General features: G+C 64.6%; 17 protein-coding genes. 12 read left to right on the top strand and 5 right to left on the bottom strand.

Features of this window, described 5'->3' with window-relative positions; all coding sequences use genetic code 11:
* Positions 1–11: 11 nt before the first annotated feature.
* The 4 genes from EYW45_RS16445 to EYW45_RS16430 are packed head-to-tail and all read right to left on the bottom strand — an operon-like array spanning position 12 to position 4,195.
* Positions 12–977 (bottom strand): GntR family transcriptional regulator, encoded by a 966-nt coding sequence (locus EYW45_RS16445; RefSeq protein WP_161136517.1) that lies wholly within the window; start codon positions 975–977, stop codon positions 12–14.
* Positions 940–1,980, bottom strand: coding sequence for a 4-hydroxythreonine-4-phosphate dehydrogenase PdxA (gene pdxA, locus EYW45_RS16440; RefSeq protein WP_161136516.1), 1,041 nt, complete (start codon positions 1,978–1,980; stop codon positions 940–942). The genes EYW45_RS16445 and pdxA overlap by 38 nt, the downstream gene beginning before the upstream one ends.
* Positions 1,977–3,191 (bottom strand): four-carbon acid sugar kinase family protein, encoded by a 1,215-nt coding sequence (locus tag EYW45_RS16435; RefSeq protein WP_161136515.1) that lies wholly within the window; start codon positions 3,189–3,191, stop codon positions 1,977–1,979. Before EYW45_RS16435 ends, pdxA begins: the two co-directional genes overlap by 4 nt.
* Positions 3,188–4,195: a 2-keto-3-deoxygluconate permease gene (locus tag EYW45_RS16430; RefSeq protein ID WP_161136514.1), complete on the bottom strand. Its 1,008-nt coding sequence runs from the start codon at positions 4,193–4,195 to the stop codon at positions 3,188–3,190. Before EYW45_RS16430 ends, EYW45_RS16435 begins: the two co-directional genes overlap by 4 nt.
* Before the next feature lie 247 nt (positions 4,196–4,442).
* On the opposite strand from EYW45_RS16430, the gene EYW45_RS16425 reads away from it, so the two are divergent.
* From EYW45_RS16425 to EYW45_RS16400, 6 genes are read left to right on the top strand one after another with little or no spacing between them, the layout of a single operon-like run.
* Positions 4,443–5,468 carry a substrate-binding domain-containing protein gene (locus tag EYW45_RS16425; RefSeq protein WP_235939097.1) on the top strand — a complete coding sequence of 342 codons (1,026 nt, stop codon included), beginning with the start codon at positions 4,443–4,445 and terminating at the stop codon, positions 5,466–5,468.
* 8 nt (positions 5,469–5,476) lie between these two features.
* Positions 5,477–6,496, top strand: coding sequence for an ABC transporter substrate-binding protein (locus tag EYW45_RS16420; protein ID WP_161136512.1), 1,020 nt, complete (start codon positions 5,477–5,479; stop codon positions 6,494–6,496).
* A gap of 1 nt (position 6,497) precedes the next feature.
* Positions 6,498–7,319: an ABC transporter permease gene (locus EYW45_RS16415; RefSeq protein ID WP_161136511.1), complete on the top strand. Its 822-nt coding sequence runs from the start codon at positions 6,498–6,500 to the stop codon at positions 7,317–7,319.
* Positions 7,316–8,158: an ABC transporter permease gene (locus EYW45_RS16410; RefSeq protein WP_161136510.1), complete on the top strand. Its 843-nt coding sequence runs from the start codon at positions 7,316–7,318 to the stop codon at positions 8,156–8,158. The genes EYW45_RS16415 and EYW45_RS16410 overlap by 4 nt, the downstream gene beginning before the upstream one ends.
* Positions 8,155–9,189, top strand: a complete 1,035-nt coding sequence (locus EYW45_RS16405; RefSeq protein ID WP_161136509.1) for an ABC transporter ATP-binding protein — start codon at positions 8,155–8,157, stop codon at positions 9,187–9,189. The genes EYW45_RS16410 and EYW45_RS16405 overlap by 4 nt, the downstream gene beginning before the upstream one ends.
* Positions 9,183–10,004: a phosphodiesterase gene (locus EYW45_RS16400; RefSeq protein ID WP_161136508.1), complete on the top strand. Its 822-nt coding sequence runs from the start codon at positions 9,183–9,185 to the stop codon at positions 10,002–10,004. Before EYW45_RS16405 ends, EYW45_RS16400 begins: the two co-directional genes overlap by 7 nt.
* Before the next feature lie 2 nt (positions 10,005–10,006).
* On the opposite strand, the gene EYW45_RS16395 is transcribed toward EYW45_RS16400, so the two are convergent.
* Entirely contained in the window at positions 10,007–10,195 is a 189-nt protein-coding gene (locus EYW45_RS16395) for a hypothetical protein (protein WP_161136507.1), read from the bottom strand.
* A gap of 456 nt (positions 10,196–10,651) precedes the next feature.
* Between EYW45_RS16395 and EYW45_RS16390 the strand changes: the two genes are divergently transcribed.
* From EYW45_RS16390 to EYW45_RS16365, 6 genes are all read left to right on the top strand, one after another.
* Entirely contained in the window at positions 10,652–11,443 is a 792-nt protein-coding gene (locus EYW45_RS16390; RefSeq protein ID WP_161136506.1) for a hypothetical protein, read from the top strand.
* Between the two features lie 21 nt (positions 11,444–11,464).
* Positions 11,465–14,428, top strand: coding sequence for a putative bifunctional diguanylate cyclase/phosphodiesterase (locus tag EYW45_RS24880; protein WP_161136505.1), 2,964 nt, complete (start codon positions 11,465–11,467; stop codon positions 14,426–14,428).
* Positions 14,429–14,504: 76 nt separating this feature from the next.
* Entirely contained in the window at positions 14,505–15,371 is an 867-nt protein-coding gene (asd, locus tag EYW45_RS16380) for an archaetidylserine decarboxylase (RefSeq protein ID WP_161136504.1), read from the top strand.
* 328 nt (positions 15,372–15,699) lie between these two features.
* Positions 15,700–16,956: an amidohydrolase/deacetylase family metallohydrolase gene (locus EYW45_RS16375; RefSeq protein WP_161136503.1), complete on the top strand. Its 1,257-nt coding sequence runs from the start codon at positions 15,700–15,702 to the stop codon at positions 16,954–16,956.
* Entirely contained in the window at positions 16,953–19,343 is a 2,391-nt protein-coding gene (locus tag EYW45_RS16370) for a xanthine dehydrogenase family protein molybdopterin-binding subunit (RefSeq protein ID WP_161136502.1), read from the top strand. The genes EYW45_RS16375 and EYW45_RS16370 overlap by 4 nt, the downstream gene beginning before the upstream one ends.
* Positions 19,340–20,149 carry an FAD binding domain-containing protein gene (locus EYW45_RS16365; protein ID WP_161136501.1) on the top strand — a complete coding sequence of 270 codons (810 nt, stop codon included), beginning with the start codon at positions 19,340–19,342 and terminating at the stop codon, positions 20,147–20,149. Before EYW45_RS16370 ends, EYW45_RS16365 begins: the two co-directional genes overlap by 4 nt.
* The last annotated feature ends 6 nt before the right edge of the window (positions 20,150–20,155 follow it).

Below are 20,155 nucleotides of genomic sequence, written 5' to 3'. Positions count from 1 at the left end.
GCCGGTTGGCGTCAAGACGCGGCGCCCTGCTTGAGCTTGGCGATCGCCTGCGCCAGCGCGGCGGCCATGGCCTCGATGCGCTCGATCTCCTGGCGCCGGTCTGCCTGAGCCGCGACGCGCTTTTTTGCGCCGGCCGCAGCGGGCAAGCGGTTCGATTCCACGCGGCGCGCCAGGCTTTCGCCGTCACGCGACACATCCACTTCAAACGCCAGCTTATCTGGATGGTGCCAGGTCGTAAACCACTCCAACGGCGCGTCATCGGTATCGCGGCCCTCGCCTTGCAGCATCAGGAGCGGACTGTTCACGCCCACCTGCAAGGCCTTCGCCAAGGCCTCATCGGCGGCTACGGCGCGAATATGGTGCCGGCCGCCCCCCGGGTGAATACCGAAGCGCTCGGCCAGCACACGATGCAATGACGCATTTTCCAGTTCGGCTGCGGTCAACCCCGGCAAACGCACGCGTGGCAACCAGGTATGCACGTAAGCGATACGCGCGCCACCCACCGATCGCACGCGTTCGAGGAACAACACGTCGTCGGTGTTGAAGAACGTGGCCACATCCGGCGGCGCCTGACGCGGCTCGAACGCTACGATTTGCGTCTGCAAGGCCAGACCGATATGCTCGAACTGCTCGTACAGCCCGGTCGATCGTTGCACCATGCGCCGATGCGGACGCGGCGCGCACACCACGGCCGGACGACCCACGTCGCGCTGAATCAGGCCGGCCGCTGCCATCTGCGCCAGGGCCTGGCGCACGACGCTGCGGGCCACGCCGAATTGCTCGCACAGCCCCGCCTCGCTGGGAAGTGCCGTACCCACGGGCCACATGCCCGACGTCACGCGCTGCATGAGATCGGCGGCGACCTGCGCATGCAGCGGCTCCGCACGATTGCGGTCCACTGCCCGCGCACCTGACGCCGCTGCCCCTTGCTGCTTCCTGCTAACCACCCGTCGTCGCCTTTGCGGTTTCCCACACATGTCGCCAGCCCGGCGCGAGATGCGCTGCGCGTTCGGCGGCCAGAATCAGGCTTGCCTCGCGGGCAATGCCCTGGCCCGCGATATCGAATGCCGTGCCGTGATCGACAGACACCCGCACCACAGGCAGCCCAACCGTAATGTTAACGCCGTCGTCGCCATACACCGACTTGAACGGCGCGTGACCCTGATCGTGATAGCACGCAATCACGAACTTCCATTTGCCGCGCACGGCCTGCGGAAACAACGCATCGGCCGGAATCGGGCCGACAGCATTGATGCCTTCTGCGACCGCCTCGGCCACGGCCGGCGCGATGATCTCGGCGTCTTCCGTGCCGAAAATCCCGTTCTCACCGGCGTGCGGGTTCAAGCCTGCCACCGCAATGGCATCCTCGGTGCGTCCAAGCGCCTTGGCGAACGCGCCCGACAGGCGAAAGACGGCGCGCAGCCGCTCGCGTGTGACCAGATCGATTGCATCGCGCAACGACACGTGCGTGGTGGCATGGAAGATGTACAGATCGCCGGCCGACAGCACCAGCGAGAACGTCTTCACGCCAAACTCATGGGCGAGCAGTTCGGTGTGCCCGGGCCACTTGTGGCCGGCCGCATGCATGGCCGCTTTATTCAGGGGCGCGGTCACGATGCCGTCGATCTCGCCCGCGCGCGCCAAGGCACACGCCGTCGTCACGAACCGCACCGATCCATCGCCCGCGTCGGCATGAATCTCGCCCAGGGGCACATGCGTCAGATCGGGCCCGGCCTGAAACACCTCGATGGTGCCGGGCGCATTGGTCGCATCGCGCGGGGATTGCACCACGCGCACCGTTTGCGGATCGCGTCCGAGACGGCTGACGGCCGCGCGCATCACGCCGGCATCGCCCACCACCACCAGACGCGCCCGCTCGCGCAGCGCGGGATGATCCAGCAGCATCTTTGCCGTGATTTCGGGGCCGACTCCGGCCACATCGCCCAACGTGACCGCCAAAAGCGGTTGGCTATTCGTCATACAGAAAATCTCCTTTCCCGGATCGCGCGCACGGCGCGTACCAGAACATCGTCACCACCAAAACCACCCGCCTTCGTGACCACCGGCAGGCCTGCGCTGGCACCGCCCGTCAACGTGCCGATCGGCATACCGCCGGTCACCTCGTCGATCAGTGCGACGCCATTTGCGCCCAATTCGTTTACGACCTGACGCGCCCCATCGCCACCCGTGGCGACCACGCCGGCGGCATGCGCACGGCGTACCACGGCGGCTGTCAGCGCGCCTAATTTCTCGGCAACACGATCCGAATGCAAACCTTCGAGTCGGCCGTCCGGTGCAAGCACGAGTGCCGTGTCGGCGGCCGCGAGATCGTCCAGCGCGGCCAACGTGCTTTCCTTGAATTCGAGCCAGGCGTCGGTATCGGCCAACTGCGCCAGCGTCGGCATGAAGACGCGTGCGCCGTCCGCCCGCAGGGCCTCAGCCTGCGCGCGCGCGGCCGAATGTTGCGACGTCACTAGCACCACGATCACGCCGCGGCTGGCTTCGCCCGCCCACAGACGCGCCAGCGGAATCGCCAGTCCGCCGGCACCGACCGGCAACGCGCGATCGCCCAGGCAAACAATGGCCTGGGCCAGGAGATCGAGATCTTCCGCCGTGACGGCGTCCACCACGACCACCGGTCCGGCTTGTGCAATGCGGTCGGCCAGCGCCTGTGGCGTATCGCCCGGCACCGCGGCAATGCCCACGCCGCCGAGCAAGGTTGGAATATGTGCCTCGGTCACCGGCGTCACCGGGTCGGACGCGGCCGACGTCTGCGTGACGGGCACTTCGCCCACCATCAATACACCATCCTTGACGGTGCGGCCCGTGGCGGGAAACGCCGGGCACACCACCGCGATTGCGTCGCGCCCCCACGCGGCACGCGCGCTTTCGATCTCGGCGCGAAAGGGGCCGCGCAGGGTGGAATCGACCTTCTTGTACACCCGGCTCACGCCTGCCGCCTTCAAGCGCTGCATTTCCTGCGCGATCACGGCCGACGCGTCCTCGGCGTTCATGGCCCGCGTGTGCGTCGTGACGGCAATCGCTTCCACATCCGTGGTCTTGGCGTGCGCCAGCGCCGCCGCGGCATCGCCCATCGCCAGGTGGGTCCGCCAGCCGGCACGCACGAACTGCACGGCGGAGTCGCCGGCACCGGTCAAATCATCTGCAACGATTGCGATTCTTACTGTCATAGCCGTGCCTCCGCCGGATTGCTCAGATCCTCGGTCACCGGCTTCAACTCACCCGCACGCTTAAGGAAGTACGACGCCAGAATCGGTGCCAGGATGCTGGAAATCAACACGCACGCGGCCACCTGTGCCGTCGCCGTGCCTACGTACTGCTGGAACGTGGGATCGGCCGCGGCCACGACCGCAGGGGTCGCAATCGCGTTGCCGGCCGTTGTGCCTGCCGCGAACCCCAGTCCGCTCTTGCCGCCGCGGCGCAAGATATAGCGGTAGCCGAGGTAGACGAAACCGCCGGTGATGGGGCTGATGATCAAACCCAGGATCAGGCCTGTGATGCCGCCCGAAACGATCGAACTCAGGTTGATCCCGGTGCCCAGCGCAAATGCAAAAAACGGGATGACGATATTCGGCACAGGCTTGAGCACATTGCGCCATTGCACATCCAGATTGCCCACGGCCACGCCCAACAGAAATGGCACGAGCGCCGCAACGAACGCGATCAGCGGAATATCGGCCATGCCCGATGCACCCAGGAACAACAGGCTGAAAAATGGCCCGTCATTCACGGCACTCGCCACGTACGCGCCGCGGTCGCGCGCTTCGCCGTACTGACCGGTATAAGCGAGCCACAGGCCGCCATTGCTGTTGTCGAAGGCGGCGAGCATCGCCAGAATCGATACGCCCCAGATGCCGTCCAACCCCACGAAACGAGCCAGGATGATGATCAGCGTGGCGGGCACGATGGTCTTCATCAGCAGGATGGTGCCGGCCGTTGCCAGCACGGGACCGCCGGTGCGCATATTGACCTGGGTGCCGGTGGCGAAAATCAGCAATGCGATCAGCGGCAGCGCGCTGTTCTTGAAGAGCGCCGTGGTAAATCCGCCGATACCCAGCGCGTCGGGTGCGAAGGTGCCGATGATGGCGCCCAGGATGAGCGGCAACAGCATCAGGCCACCCGGAATGCGTTGCATGGTGGCGTAAATCGGCAACCGTGATCGTTCTTGCGTCATGTGATGTCTCCACACTGCCGGGGCGAGTGCCCGGCTTCCATTTGAAAGTAGCCGCGATTGTACATGCTGTACGTACAACATGTACGTACAGCATGCTTGTGCCCTCGCCGCCTTCATGTCCGCACCGCATGCCGATGTCGCTGCCTGCCCTCGCATTGACATCGAACTGTCATCGTTTCGACACGGCGATGTCATACCGGACCCCTACGATGAAAACGTTTTCAGCTCATTGATCCGGGATCTTGCCTTGACCTCGCCGCGTGCCTCCATTCTCGACATTGCCCGCACCGCCCAGGTGTCGCCGGCGACGGTGTCGCGCGCGTTCAATCAGCCGCAACTGGTCAACCCGCAAACGCTTGCCCGCATCCTCTCGGTCGCACATGACGCGGGCTTTCGCCCCAATCGCGTCGGCAGCAGTTTGCGCTCGGGCAGCACCCGAACCTTGGGACTGGTGCTGCCCACGCTGATCAATCCGGTGTTTGCCGAGTGCTTCGAAGGCGCCGAGGCGCGGGCGCGTAGCGATGGCTACAGCGTGATGGTGACCACCACCGGATACGACCGCCAGCGCGAGCGCGATGCGGTGAGCCTGCTGCTCGACCATCGCGTGGAGGGCATCGTCGTCACGGTGACGCACACCGTGCGCAACCCGGTGCTCGAGCAGATTGCGGCAGGCGGCGTGCCGTACGTGCTGGCCTACAACGAGTCCGCCATCCATCCTTGTGTATCGGTCGACAACGCACGCGCCGCCGAGGATGTGATCGCGGCCCTCGCCGCGCTCGGGCACCACACCATCGCCGTGGTAACCGGCCCGCTGGCCGCGTCCGACCGAGCCGGCCTGCGGCTCGACGGCGCGCGGCGCGCCGCGCGCCGCCTGGGATTGCCGGCACCGTGCCATATTGAATTGCCGTCGCATACCGAAGCGTGCAGCACCACGCTGGCCGATGCGCTCGAGGGTCCCTCGGCACCCACCGCGATGTTCTGTTCCAACGACCTGCTGGCCGCTGCGGTCATCGCCGCCGTCAGCGCATTGGGACAGCACGTGCCCCGCGATTTATCGGTATGCGGCTTCGACGGCGTGCCGTTCGGCGCCCACATGGTGCCGCCGCTTGCCAGCCTGGCGCAACCCAGCCGCGATATCGGTGCCTTGGCCTGCGATCTGTTGCTCGGCGCCTTGCTGGGCGCCCCCCTTGTTTCCCGGTGCTTGCCGCACCGTTTCATTGCCGGCGGCACCGTTGCCGCCGCCCCCATCCGCCCTGCTCACCTTGTGGAATGACTCCCATCATGACTTCGATCTCATCGACACTGCTGCGCGCCTCGATGCTGGCCGCCACGCTCTTCGCGTTGCATGCGCCGGTACAGGCTCAGGAAAACGCCATTTGCTACAACTGCCCGCCCGAATGGGCCGATTGGAGCACACAACTGAAGGCCATCAAGGCCAAGACCGGCATCAACGTGCCGGCCGACAACAAGAACTCGGGCCAATCCCTGGCCTCCATGGCCGCGGAAAAGGCCAACCCGGTCGCCGACGTCGTGTATTACGGCGTGACCTTCGGCATTCAGGCCGATCGCGACGGCCTCACTCAAGCCTATAAGCCGGCGCTCTGGGATCAGATCCCGACGGGCATGAAGGATCCGGATGGCAAATGGTTCGCCATCCATTCGGGCACGCTGGGCTTCATGGTCAATGTGGACGCCTTGAACGGCAAGCCCGTGCCGCAATCCTGGGCCGATCTGCTCAAGCCGGAATACAAGGGCATGGTGGGTTATCTGGATCCGGCTTCGGCATTCGTCGGCTACGTGGGCGCGGTGGCCGTCAATCGCGCGATGGGCGGCACGCTGGACAACTTCGGCCCGGGCTTCGAGTGGTTCAAGAAGATGCGTGCCAATCAGCCGATCGTGCCCAAGCAAACAGCGTATGCCCGTAATCTGTCGGGCGAAATCCCGATCCTGATCGATTACGACTTCAACGCCTACCGCGCCAAGTACAAGGACAGCGCCAACGTGGCCTTTGTGATCCCGAGCGAAGGCACCATCGCCGTGCCTTACGTGATGAGCCTCGTGGCCAACGCACCGCATGCCGAGAACGGCAAGAAGGTACTGGACTTCACGTTGTCCGATGAAGGCCAGGCCATCTGGGCCAATGCCTTCCTGCGGCCGGTACGTGCCGGCACGGTGTCGCCCGAAGCCGAGAAGAAATTCCTGCCCGCCGCCGACTATGCGCGCGCCGGCACGGTCGATTACGCCCAGATGGCGGCGGCGCAGCGCGGCTTCTCAGAGCGTTATGCCAAGGAAATCAACTGATATGCGACTGCGTGGCTGGCGATGGTTTGCGGCGCCTGCGGCCGCACTTTTCACTGCGTTCTGGCTGCTGCCGATGGTCAAGCTGGCCACGCTCGGCGCGCACGAGATCGATGGGCGCGCTGCCTATATGCACGTGCTGACGGACCTGCGCTACTGGCGCAGCCTGTTCAACACTGTCGGCCTCTCGTTGGGCGCAAGTCTGCTCACGGTGATCCTGGCGGTGCCGGTCGGACGTTTTCTTGCCCGGCATCCCCATTTCCCGGGACGTCGTCTCGTCATGGGACTGATCGCCTTTCCCCTGGCATTCCCAGGGGTGGTGGTGGGCTTTCTCATCATCCTTCTGGGCGGGCGCCAAGGCGTGGTGGGCCAGGCGGCACGGGCGGTGGGCGCGGAGCCCATCGTCTTCGCCTACGGCATGGCGGGCTTGTTTCTCGGCTATCTCTATTTCTCGTTGCCGCGTGCCGTGGGCGTGCTGACGGCGGCGGCCGAAGGCATCGATACCAGCCTGCTCGAGGCCGGCCAGACATTGGGTGCCGGACCGTGGCGGCGCTTCATGGATATCGAACTGCCCGCGCTTGCACCCGCGGTCACGGCAGCTGGCGCAATGTGCTTCGCCACCAGCATGGGCGCATTCGGCACCGTGTTTACCTTAGGCACCCAAATCGATGTGCTACCGATGACCATCTACAACGAATTCACCAACTACGCCAACATCCCGGTGGCGGCTGCGCTCTCGATCGTACTGGGTGCCGTCACCTGGGCAGTGTTGTATGGCGCGCAAGCGATCGCCGGGCGCGGTGCCCGTGCGGGGGGTGGAGCATGAGCGCCCCGCGTGCCGCCACCCAATCGCGTTGGGACTCCCGCCTCGGGCTTGTCATCACGCTGCTCGTGGTCGCCTTCCTCATCGTGCCCGTGATTTTTTCGCTCCTGGCAGGCGTGACGCAAAACTATTTCGTCGGCTTGAAAAGCGGGCTCACGTTGCGCTGGATTGCCGAGGTATGGGCGCTTTATGCCGATACGCTCTGGCGTACGCTGATCGTGGCGCTTTCCACCCTGGCCATCGTCACGCTCGTCGGGGTGCCGTTGGCCTGGATCCTGACGTTGATGCGCGGCCGGCTGGCGCGCGCAATCGAAGAGTTGATCACGCTGCCGGTCGCCGTACCGGGTCTGGCCACGGCGCTGGCCCTCATCGTGTCGTGGGGCACCGTGGGCGGCCTTCGGGCCAGCACGGCCTTCATCGTCATCGGCCATGTGCTCTTCACGCTGCCCTTCATGGTGCGGGCCGCCGGCGCCACGATGCAGGGGCGCGACCTGCCCGCGCTGGACCAGGCCGCTGCCACACTGGGGGCACGGCCGATCGTCCGGTTCCTGACGTTGATCGTCCCCAATGCCGCGCCTGGCATCGTGAGCGGTGCCCTGACGGTACTCACCTTGTCGATCGGCGAATTCAATCTCACGTGGCTGCTGCACACCCCACTCACAAAAACGTTGCCCGTGGGCCTGGCCGACAGCTATGCGTCGATGCGGCTCGAGATCGCCTCGGCCTACACCCTCATCTTCCTGGTGCTTCTGATGCCGCTCCTGATCGGCCTGCAATGGCTGGGCGCACGCGGTAACCGCGCCAACACTTTTCCCACTGCGCCTCGCGCGACTTCCCTATGACGACGCCTCCTGTGAACGTGGCCCTGCGTGCCTGCGCCAAAACCTGGCCCGACGGCACGCGCGCCCTGCACCCGGTCGATCTGGACATCCCCGGCGGCGAGATCCTCGCCTTGCTGGGACCTTCCGGCTGCGGCAAAACCACCCTGCTGCGCATGATCTGCGGCCTGGAAACGCCGGATCGCGGCGGTACGATTCTGCTCGATGGCGAGGACGTGGCGGCCCAACCGCCCGAACGCCGCGGCATTGGGGTCGTGTTCCAGAACTACGCCCTGTTTCCCAATATGAGCGTGCTGGAGAATGCCGCCTATGGCTTGCGCGTGCGGGGCTGGCCTGCCGCCAAGCGCGATGCGCGAGCGCGCGAAATGCTCGAACGGGTTCGCTTGCAGGACTTCGCCGATCGGCGCATTACGCAGCTCTCCGGCGGGCAGCGCCAGCGTGTGGCGCTTGCCCGTGCATTGGCGATCGAGCCGCGCGTGCTGCTGCTCGATGAGCCGCTCACGGCGCTGGACGCCAAACTACGCGAACACCTGCGCGTGGAACTGGCGCAGATGCTGCGCGCGTTGCGCATTACGACCGTGATCGTCACGCACGACCAGGACGAAGCGATGATGCTGGGCGACCGCATCGCCGTCATGTCGGCCGGGCGGCTTGAGCAACTCGGCACCGCCGAGTCGCTGTATCGCCAGCCCGCCACGCCATTCGTGGCCTCATTCCTGGGCACGCTGTGCACCGTGCGCGGTGCGCTGCATGACGACGTGCTGATTGCAGGCGACGCGGCGCTGCACTTCCGGCCGCATGAGGCGTCGCTGATGCCCACCACCGGGCTGCAGGCCACGATCGTCGATCGTTTTTTCTTGGGCAACACGATCCGCTACGAAGTGCGCCTGGACGATGGCCAGGCCTTTCCGGTGATCGCGCCGCCCGATAGTCCCTACGTTGCGGGCGCGCGTATCGGCGTGCGCCTGACGCCCGTCACACCGCCCGTCACACCCGCCCCTGCGTCGCCCACCCCCTCGAGCCTGCCATGCTGATCGCCCAGATTACCGACCTGCACATTCGTCTACCGGGACAAAAAGCCTATCGCGTCGTGGAAACCGACCGCTATTTGCCGCCGGCGGTGCAACGGCTGAATGCCATGCAGCCACGACCCGACCTGGTGCTGGTGTCGGGCGACCTGACCGACTTCGGCCGCCCCGCCGAGTATGCGCATTTGAAGCAGATGCTCGACCTGTTGGCGATGCCCTATTACGTCATGCCCGGCAATCACGACAGCCGCAGCGCCCTGCGTGAGGCGTTCGTGGGTCACGACTATCTGACCGGTCAGGATGGCTTCCTGCATTTCACGCTCGAGACGGGCCCGGTGCGCATCATTGCGTTGGATACGACCGTACCGGAACAAAGCCATGGTGCGCTATGCGAGCGCCGGTTGGCATGGCTGACAGCGCGGCTGGCCGAATCGCCTGAGACGCCCACGCTCGTCGCCATGCATCATCCGCCGTTCGACACAGGGATCGCCCACATGGATGCGATCGGCCTGTTGCAGGGGCGCGATGCACTCGACGCGTTGCTGCGCGGCTACCGGAATATCGAGCGGGTGATCTGCGGCCACGTGCATCGCACGGTGTTTACGCGGTTTGGCGGTACGGTCGCAAGCATCTGCCCTGGCGTGGCCCACCAAGTGGCACTGGACCTGACGGCCGCCGGGCCTTCAGCCTTCAGGCTCGAGCCACCCGGCTTTCATCTGCATCGCTGGGATGGGCGCCAACTGGTCACCCACGCAGCGGTGATCGAAACCTTCGCAGGGCCCTATCCCTTTCATGAAGATGGGGGCCTGATCGACGAATGAGGTCAGATGCGTGCTGCGGCCGTCCGAGCCGTGCCGGGCAGCTCTCGCCGCGCCAGCGCCTGATCGAGCCGTGTGCTCGCAGCACGACGCTTTACCGCACGGCTCCACCATGAACCCAGAAACCAAACAGCCAGGATGGCGATGGGCCAGAGGCCGAAAAACAGCGAGAATTCTTTGATCAGGGGGTCCATGCCAGCATTCCGAAAGCGTCGTATGGGCGCATCGTACGGACAATGCCGGCGTTTGACGTCGCTTTCTCATAGCCCGTTACAACACTCAAATATTTGAGAAGTAAAGGGGATGCCCGCAAAGTTGGTACTTTCGCAACATCAGTACAAACCCCAGGTAAGCTCGAAAACACCTGAATACCTGATGCTACAGAGTTGAAATGAATCGACTTTATTGCGTTTTTTCGAATTTTTCGTAACTGCCTATCGTCCGTCAGGGTTAAGCCTGCTTTGTGGCGGCTTCGCACGCTTGCGTCACACCCGGAAATCTTTAGCCCATAGGCCTCACAGCCCTTCGGGGGCCGAGATTACGCCTGATGCTCTAGTCTTTTCCTCGTCCGCATTGACGTTTGTCCCAAATGCAGGATCAGACGACTGTCTCCTTTGGTCCGTGCGAATCTCTTCGCACGCGTTGCGCTGTTGCAGCGCGCCATCCCTGTCAAAGGAAACACCATGTCGCCTACACCCTTTCACTCGCTCCCTGATGCTGCAACGGCTCGACAAGACCTTCTGCCTCGTCCAGAAGAACGCCTCCCCTTCACCGTTCGGGTCGTCACCGACACCGATGCACTCGGCAAGGCGATCGATATGCGCCGCGCGGCTTACGGCCGACATATCCCGACATTGGCGGCCACCATGGGCGCACCGGAACGGCACGACAACGATCCGGGCGCGGTCGTCCTGCTGGCCGAATCGAAACTCGACGGCGCGCCGTTGGGCACGATGCGAATCCAGACCAATCGCAACGGCCCGCTCTGGCTCGAACAGTCGGTTCAGTTGCCGGATTGGCTGCAAGGAAAATCACTTGCTGAGGCAACTCGTCTGGGCACCACGGCGGGCACGATCGGCCGACTGACCAAGCACGTCCTGTTCAAAGCCTACTACCTCTACTGCGTCTCCGCTGGCATCGAATGGATGGTCATTGCCGGACGTTCGCCACTCGATCGGCAGTACGACGCCTTGCTGTTTCAGGAGGTTTTCCCGGGGGCTGGATACATTCCGATGCGTCATGCCGGTAACATTCCCCACCGCGTGCTCGCGTTCCATATCCCGACGGCGCAAGCAAAATGGGAGGCAGCCGATCATCCGCTCTACGACTTTATCGTCCGAACGGTGCATCCAGACATTACAATCGTCCCTACTGTCTCGCCTGCAGGTGACCTGAGCGTCGAAAAGCTGTTGCTGGCTGCCGCGCGAGGGATTGAGCATTGATCATAAATACGGTGGGGCTTCGTGAGCGAAAGGAACGACGCGTTTCAAGTGATCGATTTTGTCGATGCGCTCGTTCGCAGGTTTTCGTATTACGTGATCCCTGCCGCGATCGCAGTGTTTTCGCTGTTCATGCTCTTTTCGGGGGGCAGCGTCTACCAGCCGCATGGCGGGATGACGCTGCCCTTCCAGGTGCTGGCGGATCCCGAAGCCGCCCTTACCCCTGAGGCCGCGCGCGCGCAATTGACGGCGCCCACGGCCTCTACCGTCACGTTCGAAGATACCCACCTGGCCGAAAGCCCATTCTGGGTGACCGTGGCGATGAAGCCCGCGCCGCGCGAGCATGACGTCGTCCTCGACTGGCCGTCGCGCCATCTGCGTACCCTACAGTGCTGGGACAACGCCACCCTGGCGCCGTTGGGGAGTGGCGATCGGCACGGGACGCAAGGCGTGGTTGTGGTCGAACGCGCGGGCTTCATGCTCCATCGAGCCATCGACGGCCTGCCGCCGCAGATTCTTTGCCGGGCCACTTTTTCAGGGCCCGCCCGCATCGCCCTCTCGCAATGGCCCCGTGCCCAGATGATGACGGCCAACGAAGCCTTCCATCACAGCGCCGGCTTGCTCGAAGGCGGTTTGCTCACGCTTGCCGCGTTCGTGCTGATGACGGCGCTGATCAATCGCGAATCGCGCTATGTGCTGTTCGGCGCCTGGCTGGTCGGCAATCTCCGCCTGGGTGCCATCTCGATGGGCTGGGATACGCAATGGCTCGGGCGTCCCATCGATCCGGAATGGATCGCGCTCACGCGCCAGATCACGATCGCCAGCTACTACCTCCTTACCTATACGCTTTTCACGCAATTCTTCAAAAGCGAACTCAAAACCCTGGGCTACGGCTGGCTGCTGCGCGCCGTGATGTTCTCGGGCATCGCGCTGCTGGCGCTGTCGTTCGTATTGCCGTTCGCCCTGTTCCTTCCGGTCATGTGGACCATCGTCGCCTTCGGTATCGTGGCGGTGATCTTCTGCCTGGGCCGCATCATCGTGCTGCGCCGCTCGGGCATCGCCATCTGGTATGCGGCTGCGCTGGGCACCGTGCTGGCGGCATCGATCTCCGAAGTGATTGCCGCGGCCTGGGATTTCAAGGGCCTCGTCGGATCGTTCAACAGCGTGACCGCCGCGCTGGCATCGAGTCTGATGGCGGCTTGTGCTTTTGCCGAACAGATGCGCGAAGAGCGCGATTCCCGGATCGACGCGCAGCGTGAATTGCTGCGCACCTACGATGTCACCCCTGTGGGGCTGTTCACGCTGGAATCCGACGGCCGCTTCGTGCGGTTGAACACGGCAATGCAGCGCAAGCTCGCCATCTCGCAAGAGGATCTGGACCACCTGAACTGGCGCGACTTTTTCGAGCCCAGCGCCTGGGAAGCGCTGCGTGCGGCGGCCGCCGATACGCGCACACCCGATATCGAGATCCGCGGATTGTCGGTGCCGCCGGCCGAACCGCGCTGGTACGCCGTGCGCGCGGCGTACGCCGGCGATCGAATCGAGGGTTCGCTGCAGGACGTTACCGAACGCCGCAAAGCCACGGATCAACTGGCCTATCTGGCCGATAACGACTCCCTGACGGGCGTGCTGAACCGTCGCGGGATCGAACGCATGCTCGATGCTGCAGTCCAGGATGAACGCCAGGCGCACCCGTTGGCGTTGGCCTACCTCGATCTGGACCGCTTCAAGCTCGTCAACGATCTGTATGGCCACCAGACCGGCGATGAGGTGCTGCGCGAAGTCTGCCGTCGGGTCAATCTCGTGATCGACGCGCATCACTCGCTGGGCCGCATCGGTGGCGACGAGTTCATCATCGTGATGCGCGACACCACCATGGCGCAAGCGCAAGCCGTCAGCCGGCGCATCGTGGAAGCCATTTGCGACCAGGCCGTGCAAGTGCGCCACCGCGCCTTCCAGATTCGTGTGTCGATCGGCGTGATCGAAATCGTGGCGGAGCTTGCCCCGCAGGATGCCATCGCGGCCGCCGATCATGCTTGCCGCCAGGCCAAACAAGGCGCGCGGGGGCACATCGTGGCCTACGATCGCAACGCATCGGCCTTCGCCGAGCGGGTCGAAGCCATGCGGGTCATCGAAGCGCTCGGGACAACATTCACGCCACACGGGCTGTTCCTCGAGATGCAGCCGATCATGTCGCTGCGCAATCCGTTCGACGCGCTGGACTTCGAGGTGCTGCTGCGCATGCGCGCCGACGACGGCAGCATCGTGCCGGCCAACCGTGTGATTGCAGCGGCGGAAAGTAGCGGCCACATGGGCGAGCTCGATGCCTGGGTGCTGGACACCACGTTGACATGGATGGGCCGCAACGAAACAGCGCTGGCCCATACCCGCTTCGTGTGCGTCAATCTGAGTGGCGCATCGCTCAACGACGAAGCATTCATCGACACCGTCTTCAAAGTGCTGGCACGTCATCGGCGCAGCATGCAGAAGCTGTGCATCGAAATCACCGAGAGCGTTGCCCTGCACGATCTGGAAAACAGCCGCCGGTTCATCGACCGGGTACGTGGCCAGGGGGCCAAGATTGCGCTGGACGACTTCGGCGCCGGATATACGTCGTTTTCATATTTGAAAGCGCTGTCGGCCGATGCACTGAAGATCGATGGTTCGTTCGTTCGGAGCATGAATCAGCATCCGGCCAACGTCGCCATCGTCGAAGCCATCGTGGAACTGGCGCGCAACCTGGGCATGCGCAGCATCGCCGAGTGGGCCGAAGACGCCGCCACGCTCGAAACATTGATCGAGCTCGGGGTGGACTATGTGCAGGGTTGGGCCGTCGCCCGGCCGATGTTGCCCGAAAAGCTGTTGAGCGGCACATCGGCCGCGTCATTCATCACCGATCCTGAGGTCGCAGCGGTCGTCGCGCGTCTGGTTGCGCCCGACGAGGATGCGGCCAGCGTGGCGCGCCCGCCTCGCACGGGCTATCACTGAGCCGGGCGCGCGGGTTGCGGGGCGCGTTACACTCGCGCCAACGCGCACACGCGCCCTAACTAAGAGTGATGCATTCATGTCGCCGCAAGACCGCTTGTTTTTGGCTGGCCAATACCTGTTGCCGCACCGACTCGTCACCGGCGTATTCGGATTGGCTGCCGAATGCCGATATCCCGCCTACAAAAACTGGATGATCGATCGATTCATCCGTAAATACGGCGTCGATATGAGTGAGTCGGCGATCCAGGATTCGCACGCGTTCGAGCATTTCAACGCATTCTTCACGCGGGCACTCAAACCCGGCGCCCGACCGCTGGATGCGACGCCCGGCGCCGTCTTGAGCCCGGCCGATGGGGCCATCAGCCAGCTGGGCCGTGTGCGCGATGGCCGCGTCTTTCAGGCCAAGGGACATGACTACAGCGTGACCGAGTTGCTCGGGGGCAGCGAACGTCGTGCAGCGCCGTTCGCCGGCGGCGACTTCGCCACCATCTACCTCGCGCCCAAGGACTATCACCGCGTGCACATGCCCGTGACGGGCACGCTGCGCGAGACGATCTACATCCCTGGCCGCCAGTTCTCGGTGAATCCGCTGACCGCGTCGAATGTGCATGCCCTCTTCGCGCGTAACGAACGTCTGGTCTGTATGTTCGACACCGATTACGGCCCGGTGGCGGTGGTGCTCGTGGGTGCGATGATCGTGGCCGGCATCGAAACCGTATGGGGTGGCCGCGCCGGCCCCACCGCCGATACCGTGCACACGCAAACCTATGGCCCGCATGCCGAAACGCCGATCACGCTGCAAAAAGGCGACGAGCTGGGGCGCTTCAAACTTGGCTCCACGGTCATCATGCTCTTCGGCCCGGGTCAGGTGCCCTGGCCCGCCACGCCCACCGCGCTGGGTCCGGTGAAGATGGGCCAGGCACTCTCGCTGACCTCGCTGTAATCGCTGGCTGACCGCCCTCGTCTCACCGACGTGGGTTTTTTTCGTTCAATTAGGTGGTATGCCACCTAAATGCGCCATAACCGTGCATGACGGCGTGCGCTGTGCGCCAACGTTGTGCAGACGCATGAGCCGCCGCCGTGAACAACCTGCCGATCATCCTTGGGGCATACCCTAATGCGGGGTATACCACGTATTTTTATAGACGCTGATAATCAAAAATTCCTATTATTTATCAACGCATTAGAAAATTCTCGATCTCGCGAACGCCGAAAGTTGGCATACATATTGCTTTGCATCCTGCATGTCTCAAGACGATGCGAGGATCATCATGACAACAACGGTGCTGAGCGGTGGACGGATCATCGATCCGGCTTCACACACCGATCGGGTAGGCGATCTCGTCATCGTCGACGGCAAGATCGCGGGCATCGATGTGCCCGCTTCGGACGCGGCCGAACGTATCGATTGTCGCGGCAATCTCGTACTGCCTGGCCTGATCGATACCCACGCGCATGTGTTCCGCTACGTCACCGGCCGCTTCGGGCTCGATGCCGACATGTGCGGCGTGCATTCGGGCGTGACCACGCTCATCGACCAGGGCGGTGCGAGCTGTATCACCCTGCCCGCCTTCCGGCATTTCATTGCCGAGCCTGCGGCCACGCGCGTGCTGTCGTCGCTGTCCGCCTATCTCGTCGGCGGCCTGGAAGGCCACTACTACCCTGAGCTGTATCGCCCCGAGTGTCTGGATCGCGCCGCCACCGTGAAGGCCGCGCTCAGCAACCGCGATCTGGTCGTGGGCATCAAGGCGCACGCCGAACTCGGCGGCTTTCGCCGCTGGGGGCTCGACGTCATGCGCGTGGCGGCCCAGATCGGCCACGACACGGGATTGCCGCTCTACATCCATTTCGGCCAGCTCTGGCCCGATCCCAGTGCCAACACGCACGATATCGATCCCGACACGATCCTGCCGCAAGTGCTCGATCTGCTCAAACCGGGCGACGTGCTGGCCCACCCCTTCAGCCGTCATCCGGGCGGCTTCGTCGAGCAGAACGGCAGCGTGCATCCGCTGGTGAAAGAAGCTGTCGATCGTGGGCTGAAAATCGACGTTGGCCACGGTTCGCACTTCAGTTTCGATATGGCGCGCCGCGTGCTCGACGCGGGCTTCGTGCCGCATACGCTGGGCGCCGACATGCACGGCTACAACACGCCCATTCCGCCGCCCGCCGGCACGCCGGACGAGCATCCGGATGAAGGCGACCACATGTTTGCCAGTGCCATCCGCTTCTCGCTGGTGTCGACCATGACCAGCATGCTGGCCTTGGGGCTGACGTTGGAACAAGTGATTCCCATGGTGACCACGCATGCGGCGCAATTGGCGGGCATGGCTGGCACGCTGGGCCATCTTGGCGCGGGCGCGGTGGCCGATGTGACGGTGCTGGCCGACGAACGCGGCAAATGGACCTTGCGCGACAACGAGCACAATCAAGTGGTGGCGCAACGCATGCTGCGCCCGCGCTTCTGCCTGCGCGCGGGCACGCGGTACGACGCCGAAGCGGCCATCCTGCCGTCGGCCAAAGCGGCATGAGCCCGCGCGACCTCCCCGCTCATACCGATGCGACCGACACCGGCCGCGGGATCGGTGCACGCCTGCCGCGCAAGGAAGATGCGCGGTTCCTGCTGGGTCGCGGCCAATACGTGGGCGACCTGCGGATGCCCGATATGCTCGACGTGGCGTTCGTGCGATCGCCAGTCGCGCACGCCTTCGTGCGCGGCATCGAAAAACCTGCCGGGTATGAGTCGCTGGTGTACACCATGGCCGATCTGGTGGATGTCAAACCCATTCTTGCCGCCTCGGGCCTGCCCGGCTTTCGCAGCTCGGTGCAGCATCCGTTGGCGCACGACAAGGTGCGTTTCGTAGGTGAAATGGTGGCGATGTGCGTGGCGCCCACGCGCGCGCAAGCCGAGGATCTCGCCGGCATGGTGATGGTCGATTACGACGATCTGCCGGTGATCGCCGACATGCAGACCGCCACCGATGCCGGCGCCGCGACGCGCCTGCACGATGGATGGGACGGCAACGTATTTCTCGAAACGCATGTCAATCATGGCCCCGCCGAGCTGCCGCCCGGCACGATCTCGGTCACGCGTCAGTTGGCCACGTCGCGCCAATGCATGGCCCCGCTGGAAGGCCGCGGTGTGGTGTGCTGGTGGGACGATCGGCTCGATCAGCTGGTGGTGACGAGCGCGGCGCAATTGCCGCATATCAACCGCACGGGCCTGGCTGAATGCCTGGGCTTGAACGAGGGGCAGGTGCGCGTCGTATCGCCGGACGTAGGCGGCGGCTTTGGCTACAAAGGCATTCTGCTGCCGGAAGAAATCTGCTGCGCATGGCTCGCCATGCGGTTGCGCCGACCCATCCGCTGGCTTGAAGACCGTCGTGAGCACCTCGGGGCCAACGCCAATTGCCGCGAGCATGCCTACGACATTACCGTGCACGTGACGCCGGAAGGCCGGCTGGTCGGCATCGATTGCGACGCCATCGTCGACTCCGGGGCCTACTCGTCGTATCCGTTTTCGGCGTGCCTGGAAGCCGCGCAAGTGGGGTCGATCCTGCCCGGCCCCTACAAGATGGATCATTTTCGTTGCCACACCCGGTCGGCCGCCACAAACAAGCCGCCGATCCTGCCCTACCGCGGCGTAGCACGCACGGGGGTGTGTTTCGCCCTGGAAGTGGCGCTCGACGCGGCTGCGCGCACCCTCGGCATCGAGCCGCAAGTGTTGCGTGCGCGCAGCCTGGTCGAGGCGCGCGACATGCCGTTCACCAATATCACCGGCAAGCTGTTCGATTCGGGCGATTACGGCCAGTGCATGGCACGCGCGCTCGATAGCCTGGATTGGACCGGTTGGCGGGCGCGCCAAGCCTCGCGCCATGCGCAAGCGCAGCCGCAGAAGCGGCTCGGCCTCGGGCTGGCCGTGTTTTGCGAACAAGGCGCTCACGGCACCTCCGTTTATCACGGCTGGGGCATCCCGATGGTGCCAGGCTATGAACAATGCAGCGCTCGCATGACGGCCGACGGCATTCTCGAGTTGCAGTTGGGCGTGCATTCGCACGGTCAGAGCATGGAAACCACCATGGCGCAGATCGCCCACAGCGTGCTGGGCATCGATCCCGCCCGCGTGCGCATTCTGCACGGTGATACGGCCACCTCGCCTTACTCCACGGGCACCTGGGGCTCGCGCTGCGCCGTCATGGCGGGCGGCGCCGTCGGCAGCGCCTGTGAAGCGCTGGGCGAACGGCTCAAAGCGATCGCAGCGGCGCTGCTGGCGGTACCGGCCGAGCATCTGGTGTTTGACGACGGCGCCATTGCCGCCGTGCAGGGTCCAGAACGGATGACGTTGGCGCAGGTTGCGCACACCTGGTACCGCGCGCCGCAGCGCTTGCCGGCCGATGTGAACCCCGGCGGCCTGGGACTCACCGCGGGCTATCGGATGCAGCCCGACTCCGGCACGTTCAGCTATGCCTGTCATGCCTGTGCGGTCGAAGTGGATACCGTGACGGGGCACGTGGCCATCCTCGATTACGCCGTGTGCGAAGACGGCGGCGTGCTGCTCAACCCGATGGTCGTCGAAGGCCAGCTCCTGGGCGGCTTGGCGCAAGGTATCGGCACGGCGCTCTACGAAGAGATGCCGTTCGACGATCAGGCGCAGCCGCTGGCGTCGACGCTGGCCGACTACATCCTGCCGGGTGCGGGCGAGATGCCGGACGTGCGGCTGGACCACATGGAAACGCCCAGCCCCTTCTCCAAGTTCGGCCAGAAGGGTATCGGCGAAGGCGGCGCGATCGCGCCGCCCGCCGCCATCACCAATGCCATCAACGATGCGCTTGCCGGCCTGGGCGCCGAGATCCACACCATTCCTGCGAGTCCGCAACGCGTGTTGGCCGCGCTGCAACGCGCCCGGGGCATCGTATGAAAGCCGTCACCTATACGCTTGAACGCCAGCCCGATCTACCCGGCGCCTGTGCCCAACTCACCCGTGAGACGTACACCAAACCGATCGCAGGCGGCCAGTCCCTGGGCGCCATGCTCAACCTGCGTCTCGCGCAACCCGAGGCGCTCGTCGACCTCGATGCCATCGCTTCATTGCGCGCGTGCGATGAAAGCCCGCACGGCCTCACCCTGGGCGCAATGACCGCGCATGCCGCCGTCGAAGATGGCGTGGTGCCGGACGTCACACAAGGCTTTCTACCCAAGGTGGCACGCGGCATCGCATATCGCGCCGTGCGCAATCGCGGCACGGTGGGTGGCAGCCTCTGCCATGCCGATCCGGCGGCCGACTGGATCACCGCCATGGCGGCAGTGGGCGCCGTCTACACCGTACAAAGCGCGACCGGTACGCGCCGCATCGAGGCCGGCGATTTCATGGTGTCCGCATTCGAAACCCAACTGGCGGCCGACGAACTGCTTACGGCGATCGACGTGCCGCGGTTGAGCCCGGACGCCCGCTGGGCCTACGTCAAGTTTTGCCGCAAGACCGGCGAGTTCGCCCTGGCGATCGTTGCCGTGGTGATCGACCCCGCCCGCGACGTGACGCGCTGGGTCGTGGGTGCGCTCGACGGTGCACCCCGGGTGTTCGACGATCCCCGGTTGGCGACGATGTTCGCCGATCCGCTGGCACGCGCCGCCTGGCTGGCGAATCCCGCATTGGATCTGGACACCACCCGCCGCGCCTTGCTCGACGATCTGATCGCGCAGGCCGTGCGCGAGCTTCACCCCTGACCCGAG

Source organism: Schauerella aestuarii (assembly GCF_009866805.1).
Taxonomy (GTDB): Bacteria; Pseudomonadota; Gammaproteobacteria; order Burkholderiales; family Burkholderiaceae_B; genus Schauerella; species Schauerella aestuarii.
Note: the sequence above shows the minus strand (reverse complement) of the source record. Positions and strands in the feature narration are given on the sequence as shown.